The organism is Amycolatopsis rubida (assembly GCF_900115345.1).
GTDB classification, from domain to species: Bacteria; Actinomycetota; Actinomycetes; order Mycobacteriales; family Pseudonocardiaceae; genus Amycolatopsis; species Amycolatopsis rubida.
Genome location: NZ_FOWC01000001.1, coordinates 1,789,021 through 1,806,213, shown reverse-complemented (window position 1 = coordinate 1,806,213; position 17,193 = coordinate 1,789,021). Strand labels below are relative to the sequence as shown.

Annotated in this window: 16 protein-coding genes and 1 pseudogene; 9 read left to right on the top strand and 8 right to left on the bottom strand. The window is 69.3% G+C overall.

What is annotated here, in order from left to right; genetic code table 11:
- Together BM362_RS46130 and BM362_RS08890 are read left to right on the top strand one after the other, a co-directional pair.
- Positions 1-101, top strand: a pseudogene (locus tag BM362_RS46130) (Fe-Mn family superoxide dismutase); the annotation flags it as partial.
- A gap of 94 nt (positions 102-195) precedes the next feature.
- Complete coding sequence (locus tag BM362_RS08890) at positions 196-990, top strand: arylamine N-acetyltransferase family protein (protein WP_067594697.1); 795 nt, start codon at positions 196-198, stop codon at positions 988-990.
- Positions 991-1,246: 256 nt separating this feature from the next.
- Here the strand turns inward: BM362_RS08890 and BM362_RS08885 are convergent, their stop codons facing one another.
- The 3 genes from BM362_RS08885 to BM362_RS08875 all read right to left on the bottom strand — a co-directional run bounded on the left by BM362_RS08885 (position 1,247) and on the right by BM362_RS08875 (position 4,722).
- A complete protein-coding gene (locus tag BM362_RS08885) occupies positions 1,247-2,503 on the bottom strand; it encodes an MFS transporter (protein WP_093572670.1) in 1,257 nt (418 codons plus the stop codon).
- A gap of 176 nt (positions 2,504-2,679) precedes the next feature.
- Positions 2,680-3,111: a MarR family winged helix-turn-helix transcriptional regulator gene (locus tag BM362_RS08880; RefSeq protein WP_067594703.1), complete on the bottom strand. Its 432-nt coding sequence runs from the start codon at positions 3,109-3,111 to the stop codon at positions 2,680-2,682.
- Positions 3,112-3,258: 147 nt separating this feature from the next.
- On the bottom strand, positions 3,259-4,722 hold the full coding sequence (locus BM362_RS08875) for an NCS2 family permease (RefSeq protein WP_093572669.1): 1,464 nt from the start codon (positions 4,720-4,722) through the stop codon (positions 3,259-3,261).
- A gap of 83 nt (positions 4,723-4,805) precedes the next feature.
- Between BM362_RS08875 and BM362_RS08870 the strand changes: the two genes are divergently transcribed.
- Positions 4,806-5,033, top strand: a complete 228-nt coding sequence (locus BM362_RS08870; protein ID WP_067594707.1) for a DUF2530 domain-containing protein — start codon at positions 4,806-4,808, stop codon at positions 5,031-5,033.
- A 49-nt stretch (positions 5,034-5,082) separates the two neighbouring features.
- Here the strand turns inward: BM362_RS08870 and BM362_RS08865 are convergent, their stop codons facing one another.
- Complete coding sequence (locus BM362_RS08865; protein ID WP_093572668.1) at positions 5,083-7,875, bottom strand: sacsin N-terminal ATP-binding-like domain-containing protein; 2,793 nt, start codon at positions 7,873-7,875, stop codon at positions 5,083-5,085.
- Positions 7,872-8,936 (bottom strand): DUF3027 domain-containing protein, encoded by a 1,065-nt coding sequence (locus BM362_RS08860; protein ID WP_093572667.1) that lies wholly within the window; start codon positions 8,934-8,936, stop codon positions 7,872-7,874. The genes BM362_RS08865 and BM362_RS08860 overlap by 4 nt, the downstream gene beginning before the upstream one ends.
- A gap of 51 nt (positions 8,937-8,987) precedes the next feature.
- Between BM362_RS08860 and BM362_RS08855 the strand changes: the two genes are divergently transcribed.
- Genes BM362_RS08855 through BM362_RS08845 form a run of 3 tightly spaced genes read left to right on the top strand, consistent with a single transcriptional unit; the run spans position 8,988 to position 12,292 of the window.
- Positions 8,988-9,761 carry a glutaminyl-peptide cyclotransferase gene (locus BM362_RS08855; protein ID WP_093572666.1) on the top strand — a complete coding sequence of 258 codons (774 nt, stop codon included), beginning with the start codon at positions 8,988-8,990 and terminating at the stop codon, positions 9,759-9,761.
- Between the two features lie 38 nt (positions 9,762-9,799).
- On the top strand, positions 9,800-11,806 hold the full coding sequence (locus BM362_RS08850; RefSeq protein WP_093572665.1) for an MFS transporter: 2,007 nt from the start codon (positions 9,800-9,802) through the stop codon (positions 11,804-11,806).
- Positions 11,807-11,815: 9 nt separating this feature from the next.
- On the top strand, positions 11,816-12,292 hold the full coding sequence (locus BM362_RS08845) for a DUF2771 family protein (protein WP_167545232.1): 477 nt from the start codon (positions 11,816-11,818) through the stop codon (positions 12,290-12,292).
- 91 nt (positions 12,293-12,383) lie between these two features.
- Here the strand turns inward: BM362_RS08845 and BM362_RS08840 are convergent, their stop codons facing one another.
- Positions 12,384-12,770 carry a cold-shock protein gene (locus BM362_RS08840; protein WP_037718500.1) on the bottom strand — a complete coding sequence of 129 codons (387 nt, stop codon included), beginning with the start codon at positions 12,768-12,770 and terminating at the stop codon, positions 12,384-12,386.
- A gap of 130 nt (positions 12,771-12,900) precedes the next feature.
- Between BM362_RS08840 and BM362_RS08835 the strand changes: the two genes are divergently transcribed.
- Positions 12,901-13,128, top strand: coding sequence for a hypothetical protein (locus BM362_RS08835; RefSeq protein ID WP_067594726.1), 228 nt, complete (start codon positions 12,901-12,903; stop codon positions 13,126-13,128).
- A 7-nt stretch (positions 13,129-13,135) separates the two neighbouring features.
- Here BM362_RS08835 and BM362_RS08830 read toward each other — a convergent pair whose 3' ends face one another.
- On the bottom strand, positions 13,136-13,756 hold the full coding sequence (locus tag BM362_RS08830; RefSeq protein ID WP_067594820.1) for an HAD family hydrolase: 621 nt from the start codon (positions 13,754-13,756) through the stop codon (positions 13,136-13,138).
- A gap of 108 nt (positions 13,757-13,864) precedes the next feature.
- On the opposite strand from BM362_RS08830, the gene BM362_RS08825 reads away from it, so the two are divergent.
- Positions 13,865-14,476, top strand: a complete 612-nt coding sequence (locus BM362_RS08825; RefSeq protein ID WP_093572664.1) for a TetR/AcrR family transcriptional regulator — start codon at positions 13,865-13,867, stop codon at positions 14,474-14,476.
- Positions 14,473-15,447 (top strand): R2-like ligand-binding oxidase, encoded by a 975-nt coding sequence (locus tag BM362_RS08820; RefSeq protein ID WP_093572663.1) that lies wholly within the window; start codon positions 14,473-14,475, stop codon positions 15,445-15,447. Before BM362_RS08825 ends, BM362_RS08820 begins: the two co-directional genes overlap by 4 nt.
- 43 nt (positions 15,448-15,490) lie before the next feature.
- On the opposite strand, the gene BM362_RS08815 is transcribed toward BM362_RS08820, so the two are convergent.
- Entirely contained in the window at positions 15,491-17,149 is a 1,659-nt protein-coding gene (locus BM362_RS08815; protein ID WP_067594735.1) for an AMP-binding protein, read from the bottom strand.
- Between the last annotated feature and the right edge of the window lie 44 nt (positions 17,150-17,193).

Sequence of the window (17,193 nt, the reverse complement as noted above, 5' to 3'; positions counted from 1 at the left end):
CGGACTACGTCAACGCCCTGTGGAACATCTTCAACTGGGCCGAGATCAGCAAGCGCTTCGACAACGCCGTCGCCGGCGGCAACGGCCTCCTGCTCAGCTGAGGCCAGCGGTGCCCCGGGGCCCGGCCTGGCGGATCAGGCCGGGCCCCGTTTTTCGCTTGACCTGGAGTGCACTGGAGGTGTGAGAGTGGAACCCATGGACGTCGACGCCTACCTCGCTCGCCTGGACCTGCCGGTGCCTTCCGCGGCCGACCTGGCCGCGCTGCGCCTGCTGCAGGAGCGGCACCTGATGCACGTCCCGTTCGAGAACCTCAGCGTGCACCTCGGAGAACCCATCGAACTCACCGAAGAAGCACTCTTCGACAAGCTCGTGCGCCGTCGCCGCGGCGGATTCTGCTACGAGCTGAACGGTCTTTTCGCCGCTCTGCTGCGAGAGCTGGGCTTCACCGCGACGCTGCACGCGGCTCGCGTCTTCAACGACGCCGGAGTGCCCGGACCGCCACTGGACCACGCCGCCATCCTCGTCCAACTCGACCAGGAGCAGTACCTGGTGGACGTCGGCTTCGGCAGGTTCAGCCGGCAGCCGCTCGCACTGTCCGCGGTCGAGCCGCAGAGCGATCCAGAGGGCGAATACCTCCTCCTGGACGCTCCGTACGGCGACGTGGACGTCCTGCGCGACGGCAAGCCCGAGTACCGCCTCGAACGCCGCCCGCGGCAGCTGGCGGACTTCGCGCCGATGGCGTGGTGGCAGTCGACGTCGCCGCAGTCGCACTTCACGCAGACTCTGACCTGCTCCCGCCCGACCGCCCAGGGCCGCGTGACACTGTCCGTCGACCGGCTGATCGAGACGGTCGACGGCGTGCGCCACGAGGTGCTGCTGCCGAACGACGATGCCGTGCGGATGGCGTACCACGTGTATTTCGGCCTGCGGCTGCCGCGGCTGCCCATGCGGCCCGTTCGGCATCCAGGCGATGCACTGACCGCCTCGTGACCCACTCGCTGAGCCCCCTTGCCGAATCCGCTCCGCCCCCCGACCATGAACAGAGCCCCGCATCCCGGGGTTCCCAGGTTGCGGGGCTCTGTCCGTTCCCGAACTGACTGCCGCTCCCACCACGAAGCGGACATGTATGAGGTTAGCCTAACCTCACCAACCGAGGCAAGACTGTCCCAGCGGAGACCTCGGTCTCACCCGCCCGAGTGACAACTTTCGGCGGTCTCCGCTACCCCCGGACAGTCATTTACGCAGGTCAGACCCGTTCCCGGGTCAGGATGCGCAGGCCGTTGCCGAGCCGTCGAGGCACCCGGACGCCGCCGCGCCGGATCAGCACCACCGCGCACACCACCGCCGCGATCGCCGAAACCGCGCCGCCGATGTAGAACGGCGACCGGCCGCCGAACGCGTCGGCCATCCAGCCGGTCATCGGCCCGCCGATCGGGTTGCCGCCGATCAGCACCAGCACGTAGATGCCCATCACGCGGCCGCGCATCTCCGGCGACACCGATGTCTGCACCAGCGCGTTCGCCGTGTTCAGGAAGGTGATCGTGGCGAACCCGAGCGGAATCAGCCCGATCCCGAACGCCAGATACGTCGGCATGAACGCGGTGATGAACTCGAACGCCCCGAGCAGCGCCGCCGACACCAGCATCAGCCGCACCCGCGGGCGGCTCTTCACGCCGCGCCGAGCGGACGCCAGCGCGCCGGTGAAGGTGCCGACCGCGACGAGCGTCGACAGCAGGCCGTATCCGTCGGCCTGGGTGTGGAAGACGTTCGCGGCGACGATCGGCAGCGATGTGAAGTAGGTGATGCCGAACGTGCTGACGAAGAACATCAGCACCATGACGGTCACCAGGTCCGGCCGTCCGCGCACGTAGCGCAGGCCCTCCATCAGCTGGCCCTTGGCCCGCGGGATCGCCGGGCCGCGGAACAGTTTCGCCGGGTTCATCAGCGCGACCCCGGTGATCACCGCGAGCGTGCTCGCCGCGTTCGCGATGAACAGCCAGCCGGTCCCGACCCAGGTGATCGCGAACCCGGCGATGGCCGGTCCGACGATGCGGGCCATGTTGAAGATCGACGAGTTGAGCGCGACCGCGTTCGCCACCTGGTCCCGGCCGACCATCTCGGCGACGAACGACTGCCGCGTCGGCACCTCGATCGCCGAGGTCGTCCCGAGCAGCACGCACAGCAGGTAGACGTGCCACAACTGGGCGACGCCGGCCAGGTCGAGCACGCCGAGCAGCACGGCCTGCAGACAGTTCGCCGCCTGGATGATCATCAGGAGCTTGCGCTTGTCGACGCGGTCGGCGAGCACGCCCGCCCACAGCGACAGCAGCAGCGTCGGGATGAACTGCAGCGCGACCGCGATGCCGAGCGCCACCGGGTCGTTGCCCGACAGCGTGAACACCAGCCAGTCCTGGGCGATGCGCTGCATCCAGGTGCCGATGTTCGAGATGACCTGGCCGCTGAAGAACAGCCGGTAGTTCCGCACACGCAGCGAGGAGAACATCGTGCGCCGGGTCTTGGTTTCCGGGGAGCTGCCAGGCTCCTCGCCGGAAGACGATTTCCCGGCCGACGCGGGAGCGGGGCCGGGTGGAGCGGAACTGGACGGCGGCGGTGCCGTGTCCCGGGTAGCAGTGGATTCGGCCGGACATCCTGTTTCGCTACCCGTGGTGGTCACCTGTGCTAGTTCCCCGCCATCCTGTCGATGATCTCCGCGGCTCGGGAGAGCACTTCGAGCTCTTCCTCGCCGAGTTCGGCCAGTTGCCGGTCCAGCCACGCCTCCCGCACCGAGATGGCCTTGCGCACGAACGTGCGCCCGTCATCGGACAGCTCGACGATGGCCTGGCGGCCGTCGGTCGGGTGCGGCCTGCGCTCGACGAACCCCATCTCCTCGAGCGCGGCGATGACCCTCGTCATCGAGGGCGGCTGGACGCCTTCCTTCGCGGCGAGCTGACCGGGGGTCAGCGGGCCGCACTTGTGCAGGGTGGACAACGCCGCGATCTGTGTGAGCGACACGTCGTCAGCCACCCGCTGTGCCCGGAGACGGCGGTTGAGCCGCACCACCGCGAGACGCAAGCGGCTCGCCAGTGAACGCTCGTGCGGGTCGCCGGACATATAGTTAGCATACCTCACGACCTGTGCCGCCGGTTTACTAGTCCGGCCAAAAGCAGGCCGGCCCCCGCTCGGCAACGTAACCGTTGCCACAAAAGCCATGAGGCCGTGACTGTGGTCGGACCAGTAACGATCGGCACAGTCCGCCGGTCAGCTGAGTGCGGCCTCGATCGGCCCGACGGCGAAGTAGGCGACGAACGCCACCGCGATCACCCACATCAGCGGGTGCACCTTCCTGACCTTGCCGGTGACCGCCTGGATCACGACGTAGCTCACGAATCCGGCGCCGATGCCGTTGGCGATCGAGTAGGTGAACGGCATGACCACAATGGTCAGGAACGCGGGCAGCGCGATCGTGAAATCGGTGAAGTCGATGTCGCGGACCTGCGCCATCATCAGCGCGCCGACCACGACCAGCGCCGGAGCGGCCGCCTCGACCGGCACGACCTGGTACAGCGGGGTCAGGAACATCGCGGCGATGAAGAGCAGACCGGTCACGACGTTCGCCAGACCGGTCCGCGCCCCCTCCGCGATACCGGACGCGGATTCCACGAATACCGTGTTCGAGCTGGCCGAGCCGAACCCGCCCGCCGCGCCCGCGAGGCCCTCGACGAACAGCGCCTTGCCGACGTTCGGCAGCTGCCCGTCCTTGCCGACCAGACCGGCTTCCTTGCCGAGGCCGGTCATCGTGCCCATGGCGTCGAAGAAGTCCGCGAGCACGAGGGTGAAGACGAGCAGCACCACGGTGATGATCGGCAGCCGGGTCCACGCGCCGAACGACACGTCGCCGACCAGCGACAGGTCCGGGAGCCCGACGACCTTGTCCGGCAGCGCCGGGTAGCCGAGGTTCCAGCCCTTCAGGTCGGTGCCGTTCGACTGTCCGGCCTTCACGATCGCCTCGACCACGATCGCGAGCACGGTCGAGCCGAGCACGCCGATCAGGATCGCGCCCTTGACGCGCTTGGCCACGAGAACCGCGGTGAGCAGCAGCCCGACGACGAAGACCGCGGTCGGCCACGAAGCGATGGAACCGTTGATGCCGAGCCCGACCGGCACCGTGGTGTGCGCGTCGTCCGGCAGCCGGCGCACGAACCCGGCGTCGACCAGGCCGATCAGGCAGATGAACAGCCCGATGCCGACCGCGATCGCGGATTTGAGCGCGGGCGGCACGGCGCGGAACACCGCGGTCCGGAAGCCGGTGAGGACGAGCAGGACGATGATCACGCCCTCGATGACCACCAGGCCCATCGCCTCCGGCCAGCTCATCTGCGGCGCGATGGTGACCGCGAGCAGGCTGTTGATGCCGAGCCCGGTGGCGATGCCGAACGGATAGTTCGCGACCAGGCCCATCAGGATCGTCAGCACGCCCGCGACGAGCGCGGTCACCGCCGCGACCTGCGGCACCGGGAGGATGTGGCCGAGCACGTCCTGGTGCGCGGACGGGGTGTCGGCCGCGAAACTGCCGATGATCAGCGGGTTGAGGACCACGATGTAGGCCATCGTCACGAACGTGACCACGCCGCCGCGGATCTCCCGCCCGGTGCTCGACCCGCGTTCGCTGATCCGGAAGAAGCGGTCCAGTGTGGACCCGGCCCGTTCGCGCTGCTCCGCCATTTCCCCGCCTGTCTCGCTGTTCCGTCCCGGGTAAGCTCGGCACCGTGGACGAACCGACCAGTGCACCGGACGCTCCGGCTGGCTTGCGGCACACGCCGGACCTGCCGAAGCGGCTCACCGACCTGACGCCGGTGGTGATCGTAGGTACTGCGCTCTGGCTTGTCGCGCTCGTGGTGCTCTTCTTCACCAGCGGGGGCGTGTGGGTGCAGACGTGTGCGGCGGGGATTGTGCTGGGAGGCATCGGGTTCGGGATTATTTTTTGGCAGCGGGCGGCGGCTCGGCGCGGGTCTAAGTCGGCGCAGCGGCTTTAGGGCTCGTGCGTGTTGATCACGGTTCTCACCGGGATCAACACGCACGAAGTCAGTTCAGCAGGGTCTGCGGCGCCGGGTCTTCCAGCAACGCCGTGATCCGATACCGCTCGCCCCAGCGATCGCTCGCCCAGGCGAACGCGCGCGCCAGCCCCTCGGACGTGTCCGCCGCGTGCAGCCGGTCGTCCGACCACCATGGGACCTCCACCGTTGCGCCCTCGACCGACACGGTGAGCGGATCGTGCAGCAGCACGCCACCGTCCGGCAGCACGATGCCGAGCTGGTCCGCGGCGAGCGCGAGGGCGGGCAGGCCGGCCCACGCGACGTACTCGCCGGTGCTCTCGACCTCGGCTTTCAGGCTGCTCGCGACCGGGACGTCGAGGAGTTCCGCCAGCCGCTCCGGTTCGGTGGGCGCGACGAGGATCTTCGCCGGATCGAGGGCCGCGGCGAGCCACGGGACGTCCAGCACCACGGCTTCCTCGACCACGCTCCCGTCCGCCGCGCGGACTCGTGCGGGCGCGTCGACGTCGGAGATGTCGATCGGCGCGGCCACCAACGCCGCGTGTGCGCGGGCCACCAGGCCCGGCGTCGGGGTGCGGCCTGGGTCGCCGAGCCGTTCGAGCAGATCGGTGACGTCTTCCGCGGTCTCCAGGTCCAGTCCGGTTCGGACGCCCACCGCGCGGAGCAGATCGTCGCTCAGCTCAAGGTCGGGAACCGGGTCGTACAGACCCGCCAGCGCGGTCGCCGAAGCAAGCCGCCACGCGCCGGGTGCTTCGCCGGCCAGCAGGGCGTACCGCGCGAGCCACCAGCCCGCGTGGCCGTCCGGGTTGTGCAGTGCCTGCCACGTTTCCGGACGGGACGCGATCAACCTGAGCGCGTCCGGCCAGGCGTCGTCCGCGACGAGGTCGAGGTCCCGAATGGACCCGACCGTCGTCGGCGGCTGCTCGAACGAATCCCACCACTGCTCCTCGTCCGGGAGGTGGTGGTCGGGTTCGTGCGGATCCTCGTCCAGCACGACCGCGAACCGGTCGAGCACCTTCGCCGCGACGAGGGTTCCGGTCGGCCAGTCCTCCGCGAACTCCTCCTCCAGCACGGAAAGCGCGCCGCCGGGCTCGAACACCTCGGGGTCGATCACGTCCAGCAACGGCGAGGTCGGGAGCACCAGCTCGTCCGCGCGTCGCCAGCCCTCCGCCGCGGGCAGCGCCAGCGCGCCGATCCACTCCGGTGCCTGATCGCCGCAATCGGTGACCAGCCGGAGAACCGCACCGGCGAGGTTCATTCCGTCCAAACCGGACTGAACATCGGCGACGCTGTGCTCGACCGCGTACTGCAGCTGTTCGGATTCGAGCAGCTGGCGCGCGTCGGCGTGCTTGGCTCCCAACAGTTCCAGCAACTGGTGTGCCGCACCCGGGTGCACCAGCCGGAGGCCCGGAACATCCACATCAGACAGCAGTTCGCGGAGTTCACTGCTGCCGTCGACCAGCAGCGCGCCCTTGACGCCCGGCAACGTCCGCCCGTCCGACAACGGGACCGGCAGTCCGTCGAGCTGATTCGCGCTGAGTGCGTGACTCTCGACCGCGACCGCCAGCTCCGCGTACAGCTTCTGCCACCAGTCGGGCTCGCGGTCGATGCCAGTCAGGACTTCGAGGACGTCGCCGATGCCGAGCAGGTGCGCGGAGACCGGTTTGAGCAGCCGCGGATTCGCCTGCACCAAGCCAGGAATGACGTCGGCCAGCAGCGGAGCCAGCCCATCGATGTCGAGTACCCGCGCCTGCTGTCCGGAGACTTCCTGACCGGCTACCGTGGCCAGCCAGGGTTCTTGCGCGAGCGAGGCGTAGACCAGGTCTTTCAGTTGCGCGTCCACAGTGGACTGCGGGAATCCCGCGGCGGGGACCAGGATCGGCCGATGCGCTGCTGGTACCGCCCGAACCAGATCGACGTATTCACTCGCCGCTTTCTCCAGCGCTCGGGTGAGCCCGGCACCGGGAAGCACCCGGCGGCGAGACGGCTCCAGCGGCACCTCGGCAATCAACCGAGCCGGGAGCGAAAGGCCTTCGTCGGTCGGCGTCGGCGCGTGCAGCAAATCGTCTTCGAGTGGCTGCGGCACGCCCTCAGCGTCAACCGGAACCGCCCAGACCCCGTGCTTCAACCAACGCCGTTGCCCGGTCGGCGAAGTGATCTCGACGATCCCTTCGCCGCTTCGCGTCCACTTGCGACCATCCACTTCGGCCTCAGCGAGCCACGGCAGGGCCAGCAGAAGGTCCTCGATCTCGTTCGCCAGGCCGTCGAGCAGACCCTGCCCGGATTCCTTCAGCGGCAACCGCACTTCGGTGGCGAATCCGGCAGTCGGCTGCTCCGTGACGGGAAACGGCAGCCGCAGCACCGGAACGTCACCGTCCCGGCCGGATTCCTCCCGGGTGCGCTGCGCGGAAAACGCGACCCCACCCGAGGTCGAGACCACCCGAGGCTCGTCGGTGACGGTCAGGACGGCCGCGAAGCCGACCCCGAACCGGCCGACGGTCCCTTCCTTGGCCGACGCGCGCAACGACGCCAGCGATTCGACCCCTCGGGTGTCCAGCGGCGCGCCGGTGTTGGCGAACCGCAGCTCACCGCCTGCAACGGACACCCGGATCCGGCCCGGTTCGCCCGCGAGCTGCGCGGCGTCGGCGGCGTTCTGTGCGAGTTCGACGAACAACCGGTCGCGATAAGCGCCGACGCGCAGGTCGCGTTCCGAGTTGGTGTCTTCGGTGAAGCGGGTGGGCGAATCGCGCCAGGCGCTCAGCACCGCTTCCCGCAGCCGGACTGTCCCGAAAGGATCAGCCGCTCCCCCGGCGACCTCGTTCACCGGAGGACATCGCTCCCGTCAGAGTCATCCTGCTGCGTGGAGTCGGCCGAACCCGCGGGGTCCGGAGCAACGGCCTCGATGACCACGTCAGCAGCAGTGCCCGCCTCCGAAGCCTCAGCAACCGGCTCGACAGCATCCGAGGGAACATCCGAAGCCACCTCGACGGCGGCCTCCTCGACCGCCACCTCCGCAGCCGCCTCCGGCTCCGCAGCCGGAACCGCAGCGGTCTCCTCGGCTGCCGCGGCCGCCGCCTCTTCCACCACCGCGGGGTCCGCGACGACGCTCGGTTCCGGAGCCGCCTCCGGAGCGGGCGTGAAGTCGATCAGCGAATCGTCGTAAACCAGTTCCGCGACCGGAACCGAGGACGTCACCTCGACCCGCACCTCCGAATGCGCCCCGCACCCGTAGGCCACGTCCACGACGTGCCCGTCCGCAGGCGCGATGTCGTTCGCGCACGCCCCGAAGGCACCGCGCAGCGACCCCGCCAGCGGCACGAAGAACCCGCAGGTCCCGCAGGTCGCGGGCGCGCTCCGGGCCATGTCCGAACGCGGGCCGAACTCGCCGCCGTGCCAGCGGGCGGCCGCGTCCAGCCTGCCGTAGCGCGAAAGCACCTGAACCCGGCCGAGGCCGACCTCGTGCGCCGCTTCCTCGACGGCCGGGTCGTCCGACTGGAGGTACGCGGGCGAGAGGCGCGGGTCGTCCTTGTCCGCGGGGAACAGGTCGCCGACGCCGAGGTCTCCGGCGCGCACCCGCTGCTCCCACGGCACCCAGACGGGCGCGACCAAGGCAGCCGGGCCCGGCTGCAGCACCAGCTCGCTCACCGTGACCGGCTCGTCCGGCCCGGCCACCGCGACGGTGACCGACCAGCGCCAGCCTCGGTACCCGGGCACCGAGGCTTCGAAGAGGTGGCTCGCGGAGACCGCGTCCTCGCGCTCTACTCCGACGTGCTGGCCGACCTGGTCAGCGGGTGCTTCCGCCAGCACGGCCTCCCGCGCCGCCTCGACGGCGTCCGCGAGCTTCCGGTGGAGAGAGCCGTCGTCCAGGGTCAACAGCAGCGTCATGCCCCCAATTGTGCCGCACGCATCCGCGCCGCCCGTGCCAGGCTGTTCCTCGTGCGAACCCGGATCGTCTGGCCCCTGGTGGCCGCCGCCCTGCTCGGCGGATGCGCGGGCACCCAAGCCACGCCCGCCCAGCCCGAACAGCTCACCGTTCAGGTGCTCGGGACGCTGCCGCACGACTCGACAGCCTTCACCGAAGGACTCGAATACTCCGGCAGCACGCTGTATGAGAGTCGCGGGCTCGAAGGGCAGTCCGCGCTCACCGCGGGACCGGCCGGTGGAACACCAGCCAAACAGGTGACGGTGCCGTCGCCGCTGTTCGCCGAGGGCATCACGGTGCTCGGACCGAAGCTGTGGCAGCTGACCTGGCGCGACGGCATCGCGATCGAGCGCGACTCCCAGACGCTCGCCGAACTTCGGCGCGTTCGCTACGACGGCGAGGGCTGGGGTCTCTGTCACCAGCCCAGTGGACGGCTGGTGATGAGCAACGGGTCGTCGATGCTCACCTTCCGTGATCCGCAAACGTTTGCGGTCACCGGGTCCGTCGAGGTCGGCCAGGACCAGCTGAACGAACTGGAGTGCGTCGGCGACATCGTTTACGCGAACGTCTGGCAGACCGGCACCATTCTGCGCATCGACGCCACCACCGGGCGGATCACCGCGAAGATCGACGCCGGCCGGCTCCGCACGCCGTCCCGGCCCGGCGAGGACGTGCTGAACGGCATCGCCGCGATCCCCGGGACCGATGAATTCCTCCTCACCGGGAAGCTGTGGCCGTCGTCGTTCCGCGTGAAGTTCGTCCCGGAAAATCAGCGAACCGGCACGTGAGCGGGCGGGGCGGGACCTCGATGAGGCAGGATTGAACCGTGGCCCTCTTCAGCTCGCGCTCCGGTTCCGACAGCCCCCTCGGCGGGCAGTCGGGCAAAGGCCGTGGGAAGAAGAAGCGCCGCTGGACTCCCGAGCCCGGCGCGGCGCAGGCCCGCTCGTGGCGCGACACCCCGCCGACCCGGGTCGATCAGGCCGTTGACCAGCGCATTCGCCAGACTCCGCCGGAGTACGCGCCGGAGCCGCCGCGGGCTCGTCCAGAACGCATCCAGCCCGAACCTCCCCGAGGCCGCCCGGCCGAACCGCGGACCGAGCACGTCGATCAGCGCCCTCCGCGCGGTTATCCCGGACGGCCGGAGCCGCGCAGCGCGTTCTACGACGACGCGCCGCCGTCCCCGCCGAACGCCGAGGAAGCACCCACCGGTGCCGTCCCGATGGGACACCGTCCGCCGCCACCCCCGCGCGGTGCCCGGCCGTACCCGCCGCGCGACCACCGCACCGAGCCCGTCCACCCGCGGCCGAACGAGGACCGTCCCGGCAGCGCTGGCTATGAGTACTACGACACCGGCGGCTACGCGGGCGAGCCACGCGTCGAAGACGAGCAGGACGAAGCCTTCAACACCACCGCTGTCCCCGGCGCGGGGTCGGTCCCGAAGCTGCCGAAGAAGCTCACCGTCACGCGAGTCGCCGCGCTGCGCAGCCGTCAGCTGAGCGGACAGGCGATCGGCGCGTTCCAGCGCGCGACCAAGGCAGACGGCGCGGACAAGTCCGGCCTCACCTCGCTGATGTACGCGGTGATGCTGAACTACGCCAGCGACGCCGCGATGGCGATCGCGCTGGCCAACACGCTGTTCTTCGCCGCGACCAGCGGCGAGAGCAAGGGCAAGGTCGCGCTGTACCTGCTGATCACGATCGCGCCGTTCGCGCTCGTCGCGCCGGTGATCGGCCCGGCGCTGGACCGGATCCAGCGCGGCCGCAGGCTCGCGATGTGCGTCGCGTCGATCGGCCAGGGCCTGATGGCCGTGGTGATGGCGCTGCACTTCGACGACTGGCTGCTGTACCCGGCGGCGCTCGGGATGATGGTGCTGTCGAAGTCGTTCACCGTGCTGAAGGCGGCGGTCACGCCGCGCGTGGTGCCGCCGGAGATCACGCTGTCGAAGACCAACGCGCGGATCACCGTGTTCGGCCTGATCGCGGGCGGCGTGTTCGGTGCGCTGGCCAGCGGCGTGAGCAGCCTCACCAACTCCTCCGGCGCGCTGTGGTTCACCGCGGTGATCTGCGTGGCCGCGGCCGTGCAGTCGATGCGGATCCCGTCGTGGGTCGAGGTGACCGAGGGCGAGGTCCCGACGTCGCTGTCCGCGCGGCCGGAGCCGAAGCAGAAGCGGCAGCGCCAGCCGATGGGACGGCACATCGTCGTTGCCTTGTGGGGCAACGGTTCCGTCCGCGTGCTGACCGGCTTCCTGATGATGTTCGCCGCCTTCGCGGTGAAGGCACAGACCGAACACGCCGGGCACAGCCCGTTCGTGCAGCTGCTGTTGCTGGGCATCATCGGCGCGGCGGCAGGCGTCGGCGGATTCGTCGGCAACGCACTGGGTTCGCGGCTGCACTTCGGTTCGGCGGACCAGGTGATCGTGGCCTGCGTGGCGGCATGTGTCGTGACGACGCTGATCGCGACGCTGCTGCCCGGCCTCGCCACGGCGGCGATCGTCGGTCTCATCGGCGCGACGGCCAGCGCGCTGGCGAAGATCAGCCTCGACGCGGTGATCCAGGAGGACCTGCCGGAGCAGTCGCGCGCCTCGGCGTTCGGGCGTTCGGAGACGGTGCTGCAGCTGTCGTGGTGCATGGGCGGCGCGGTCGGGCTGCTGCTGCCGCCGACGTACTGGGTCGGCTTCCTGGTCGTGACGCTCTTGCTGGCGGTCGGCCTGACGCAGACGTTCCTGGTGCAGCGCGGCGGTTCGCTGCTGCCCGGACTCGGCGGCAATCGCCCATTGCGCCCAGAGCCGACCGGCAGCTTCCCCGCTCCGGGGCCCGCGCGAGGCCGCCGGTAATCTCGGGCCATGCGACGTTCCCGGGTGGTGGCCGTGCTCGCGGCCGGTGGTTTCGCGGTGGCCGGCTGTTCCGCGCCGGGCCCGGCCGAGGTGACTTTCTACGCCGACGGGCACACGATCAACGTCGCCCCGATCGGCAACTGCGACATCAAATCCGGCGTCTGCGCGGCCAACCCCGGCGCGACCGGCAAGCTCAAGGTGCGGCCGGGCCGGTCGGTGCAGATCTCGGTGCCGAAGGAGATCGCCGACACGCCGTGGAAGGTCACCGTGCAGTACGTGAACGGCAAGGGCGAGCCCCAGCCGCTCAAGGAGGCCATCATCACCTCCCGCGACCGCTACGCCTACACCGCGACCCCGCCCGCGAAGGAGGACCAGATCGTGGTGGTCGAGATCGCGCAGGCGTCGGTGGTCAGCCGCACCGGCGACCCGAACGACGCGGAAGCGGTCACGACGGCGCTGTGGTCGCTGCAGGTCCAGCCTGCCTGATTCTTCGAAAAGCCGTGAGGGGAACTCTGAGGGACTCTGATTCCCTCAGAGTTCCCCTCACGGACATCAAAGTCGAAGCAGGGGCTGCCGATCAGGGGTCGAGGTCGCGCGCGACCGCCCGCATGATCTCCGCGATCTGCTTGGTGTTCTTGCGATCCGGGTACCGGTTGCGCCGCAGGTCCGGCTGGACCTTCAGCTCCAGCAGCTTGATCATGTCCTCGACGAGGCCGTGCAGCTCCTCCGCGGGACGGCGGCGCGCCTCGGCGACCGATGGCGGCGGGTCCAGCAGCCGGACGGAGAGCGCCTGCGGTCCGCGCCTGCCGTCGGCCACGCCGAACTCGAGCCGCTGCCCGGCTTTCAGGCCCTCCACGCCGTGGGGCAGCGCGGCCTTGCGGATGTAGACGTCCGCACCGCCGTCTTGCGTGACGAAGCCGAACCCCTTCTCCGCGTCGTACCACTTGACCTTGCCGGTCGGCACTTCCCTCACCAGTCCTTCTGCTGTGCAGGTCACGACGAACGCGCCCCGAGCGATCTCGAGGCGCGCGTCCGATAAGCGTATCTCGCCACAGCCGCTGGGGAGAAGCGGATAGTCCCGTTACTCTCACCCCATGGAGAACGCAGCGAAACAGACCGGCAAACCGATCCTCATGCGGCTCGGCATCGGCCTGTTCGCCATCGGCATGCTCGCGGTGGCGACGGTGTTCGTGATGTTCGCCGCCGGACTGGAGAACCTGCCGGTGTGGCTCAGCGCGGCCGCCGGGGTGATCACCCCGCTCGGCCTGCTGCTCGGCCTGATCGCGCTGATCCAGGAGGCCCGCGCCGGAAAGCACGGCTGACCTGCGGTTACACCGCCGTCTCGACAAACGTCCTGGCGAACCACTCCGGGAACTCGACCAGCGAGTCGAACACCACGTCCGCTCCTTCGGCGGCCAGTTCCTCGCGGGTGCACGGCCCGGTCGCGACGGCCACGGACACCGCGTTGGCCGCTCGCGCGCCCCGTACGTCGCCGAGGTGATCGCCGACGTACGCCCGTGCCTCGTGTTCCAGCAGGGCCGCCGCCTTCTGCGTGGACCACAGCTCGCCCACCAGTGCGTCGACCTTCATCCCCAGTGCGTCGAGGTGCAGCTGCGCGTTGGGCCCGTACTTCCCGGTGACCACGACCGTCCGCCCGCCTGCCGCCCGGACCGCCCGCAGCGCCTCGGCCGCGCCGGGCAGCGCGACCGTGCTCGGCACTACCGTCTCCGGGTAGAGCTCGCGGAACTGCCAGATCAGCTCGGGGATCCGGTCCTCGGGCGCGCCGAAATCGCGCAGCGCCTGATCGAGCGGTGGCCCGAGGTTCGAGGCGAACGCCTCTCCGTCGAAGGACAACCCGGACTTCTTGCCGAGCGCGTTCATCGCCGCGACCATGCCCGGCCGCGGGTCGATCAATGTCATGTCGAGGTCGAACCCCACCGTGATGCCCACGTCCCACACGGTAGCTGCCCGGACCGACAGTTCCGGCGGGCCGCTGTACACGTGCACCATCCAGGTAAAGGTTCTTGACACAGATTCAGTCTGTGTCAAGCTGGCGATGTGACCAGCTTCACCGAGCGGACCAAGGCGACGCTTCGCGAGACGCTGCTGGACGCGGCCGCGGACCTGCTCCCCGATCGCGGCCACCAGGGTCTCCGGATGGCCGACGTGGCGGCGAAAGCCGGGGTCAGCAGGCAGACGGTCTACAACGAGTTCGGCAGCAAGGCGGCGCTCACGCAGGCCGTCGCGCTGCGCGTCGCGGCGGAATTCCTCGACGGCATCCGTTGCCGGTTCGAGGACGCCGAGAGTTTGCTCACGGGCATCCGCGGCGCGGTCGTCTACACGATCGAACACGCCAGGGAGAACCGGCTGATCGCGGCGGCGCTCGGCACCGAGGCCGGCGAGGATCTGCTCCCCCTGCTGACCTCGCGCGGCGAACCGATCCTCACCGCGTCGGCCGAACTCGCGACACAGCAGTACCTCGCGCTGGAACCCCGGCTCACCCCGGAAGCCGCCGCGCTGCTCGCCGAAACGGTGGTCCGGCTGTCGCTCAGCCACCTGGTGCTGCCGACGCATTCCGCGGCCGAGGCCGCCGAGTCGGTCCTCGCGGTGCTCGCCCCCGCCATCGACCAATTCGTCCACAATGGAGTGAAACGAGAGGGCCAGTCATGACCGAGACGCTTCCGGAGCTGCGCAGCGGATTCTCGTCCCTGCGCAAGGGCGGGCTGAACTGGGACTCGTTCCCGTTGCGGCTGTTCGTCAAGGGCAACAAGAAGTTCTGGAACCCGGCGGACCTCGATTTCGGCAAGGAACGCGAGGGCTGGGAAAGCCTGACGCCCGAGCAGCAGCGCTCGACCACCTACCTCGTGGCGCAGTTCATCGCGGGCGAGGAGGCGGTGACCGAGGACATCCAGCCGTTCATGCGCGCGATGTCGTCGACCGGCCGGTTCGGCGACGAGATGTACCTGACGCAGTTCTGCTTCGAGGAAGCCAAGCACGTCGAGGTTTTCCGGCGCTGGATGGACGCCGTCGGACTGGACGGCGACCTGCACTCCTACGTCGCGGAAAACCCGCACTATCGCAAGCTTTTCTACGAGGAACTGCCGCAGTCGCTGCGTGCGCTGGAGGACGATCCCAGTCCGCTCAACCAGATCCGCGCGAGCGTGACGTACAACCACGTGATCGAAGGCAGCCTCGCGCTCACCGGGTATTACTCGTGGCAGCTGATCTGCACGCAGAACCAGATCCTGCCGGGAATGCAGGAATTGGTGCGCCGCATCGGCGACGACGAACGCCGCCACATGGCGTGGGGCACGTTTACTTGCCGCAGGCACGTCGCCGCGGACGACGCGATGTGGGACGCCGTGCAGGAACGCATGGGCGAACTGCTGCCGCACGCGCTCGGGATGATCCAGTGGGTGCAGGACCAGTTCGAGGAAGTCCCGTTCGACAACGACCCCGAGGAATTGATCCAGTACGCCGCCGACCGCGCCCAGCGCCGCCTCGGAGCGATCGAATCCGCACGGGGCACGCCGGTCGAGCAGATCGACCTCGACTACTCGCCCGAACAACTGGAGGACACCTTCGGCGAGGAAGACGAAAAAGCCCTCGCCGAAGCCGCCGCGGCAGCGGCTTCCGTGTGACCCGGACCGGCGGCCGTCCGATGTGGACGGCCGCCGGTCCGGCTCACGCGTGCTTCTGCGACGCCGCCTGCTCCAGCCCCAGCAAAGTCACCGACTGCTGGCGCATCTCGACCTTCCGCACCTTCCCGGTCACTGTCATCGGGAATTCCTCGACCACGTGGATATAGCGCGGGACCTTGTAATGCGCCAACTTGCCCTGGCAGAACTCGCGCACCGCTTCCGTGGTCAACGGCTCCGCGCCCTCGCGCATCCGGATCCAGGCCATCAGTTCCTCGCCGTACTTGGCGTCCGGCACGCCGATCACCTGCGCGTCCAGCACGTCCGGATGGGTGTAGAGGAATTCCTCGATCTCGCGCGGGTAGATGTTCTCGCCGCCGCGAATCACCATGTCCTTGATCCGGCCGGTGATGTTGAGATAGCCCTCGTCGTCCATGATCGCGAGGTCGCCGGTGTGCATCCAGCGCGCGGCGTCGATCGCCTCGGCGGTCTTTTCCGGCTCCTGCCAATAGCCGAGCATCACCGAATAGCCGCGAGTGCACAGTTCGCCAGGAGTGCCGCGCGGCACCGTCAGCCCGGTTTCCGGATCGACCACTTTGGACTCCAGATGCGGGCCGACCCGGCCGACCGTGGACACCCGGCGCTCCACCGAATCGTCGGCGCGGGTCTGCGTGGACACCGGCGACGTCTCGGTCATGCCGTAGCAAATGGACACCTCGGTCATCCCCATCCGGTCGATGACCTGCTTCATCACCTCGACCGGACACGGCGATCCGGCCATGATGCCGGTGCGCAGCGAGCCGAGGTCGAACGTCTCGAACTCGGGGTGGTTCAGCTCGGCGATGAACATCGTCGGCACGCCGTAGAGCGACGTACAGCGTTCCGCGGCGACCGCGGCGAGCGTGGCCTTCGGGTCGAACGCCGGGGCCGGGATCACCATGCACGAACCGTGGCTGGTGCACGCGAGGTTGCCCATCACCATGCCGAAGCAGTGGTAGAAGGGCACCGGGATGCAGACCCGGTCCTCCTCGGTGTAATTGCACAGTTCGCCGACGAAATAGCCGTTGTTGAGGATGTTGTGGTGGCTGAGCGTCGCGCCCTTGGGGAAACCGGTGGTGCCGCTCGTGTACTGGATGTTGATCGGATCGTCCGCGGACAGCCCGGCCTGCAACCGCGCGAGCCGCTCCGCGTCGCCGCCGCGGCCGGACTCCATCAGCTCGGTCCACGACGAGGTGCCGAGCAGCACGACCGCTTCCAGGCCGGGACAGAACGGCTGGACCTCCTCGATCATCGCCGCGTAGTCGGAGGTCTTGAACTTGTCCGCGGCCACGAGCAGCCGGATGCCCGCCTGGTTGAGCACGTACTGCAGTTCGTGCGAGCGGTAGGCCGGGTTGATGTTGACCAGGATCGCGCCGATTTTCGCCGTCGCGTACTGGAGGAACGTCCATTCCGCCCGGTTCGGCGACCAGATGCCGACGCGGTCGCCCTTGCCGATGCCCGAGGCCAGCAGCCCGTGCGCGAGGGTGTCGACCTCGGCGGCGAGTTCGCGGTAGGTCCAGCGGGCGCCTGCGCCGCGGTCGACGAGCGCGTCCCGGTCGCCGAACGCGGCCACCGTGCGGTCGAAATTGTCCCCGATCGTGTCGCCGAGCAGGGGGACGCTGGAGGTCCCGGAGGCGTAACTCGGCAGTGCAGGCGCGTCAGGCATCGGTGCCTCCCGTGGCGGTCTTCGTCGACGAGCCCGAGTCTAAG

Excerpts from the sequence above, each read along its gene's own strand:
- BM362_RS08820 (WP_093572663.1), top strand. The coding sequence starts at position 14,473 with ATGACCGAGACGCTTCCGGAGCTGCGCAGCGGATTCTCGTCCCTGCGC.
- BM362_RS08890 (WP_067594697.1), top strand. The coding sequence starts at position 196 with ATGGACGTCGACGCCTACCTCGCTCGCCTGGACCTGCCGGTGCCTTCC.
- BM362_RS08860 (WP_093572667.1), bottom strand. The coding sequence starts at position 8,936 with ATGACGCTGCTGTTGACCCTGGACGACGGCTCTCTCCACCGGAAGCTC.
- BM362_RS08885 (WP_093572670.1), bottom strand. The coding sequence starts at position 2,503 with ATGTTCTCCTCGCTGCGTGTGCGGAACTACCGGCTGTTCTTCAGCGGC.
- BM362_RS08880 (WP_067594703.1), bottom strand. The coding sequence starts at position 3,111 with ATGTCCGGCGACCCGCACGAGCGTTCACTGGCGAGCCGCTTGCGTCTC.
- BM362_RS08835 (WP_067594726.1), top strand. The coding sequence starts at position 12,901 with ATGGAGAACGCAGCGAAACAGACCGGCAAACCGATCCTCATGCGGCTC.
- BM362_RS08875 (WP_093572669.1), bottom strand. The coding sequence starts at position 4,722 with ATGGCGGAGCAGCGCGAACGGGCCGGGTCCACACTGGACCGCTTCTTC.
- BM362_RS08815 (WP_067594735.1), bottom strand. The coding sequence starts at position 17,149 with ATGCCTGACGCGCCTGCACTGCCGAGTTACGCCTCCGGGACCTCCAGC.
- BM362_RS08845 (WP_167545232.1), top strand. The coding sequence starts at position 11,816 with ATGCGACGTTCCCGGGTGGTGGCCGTGCTCGCGGCCGGTGGTTTCGCG.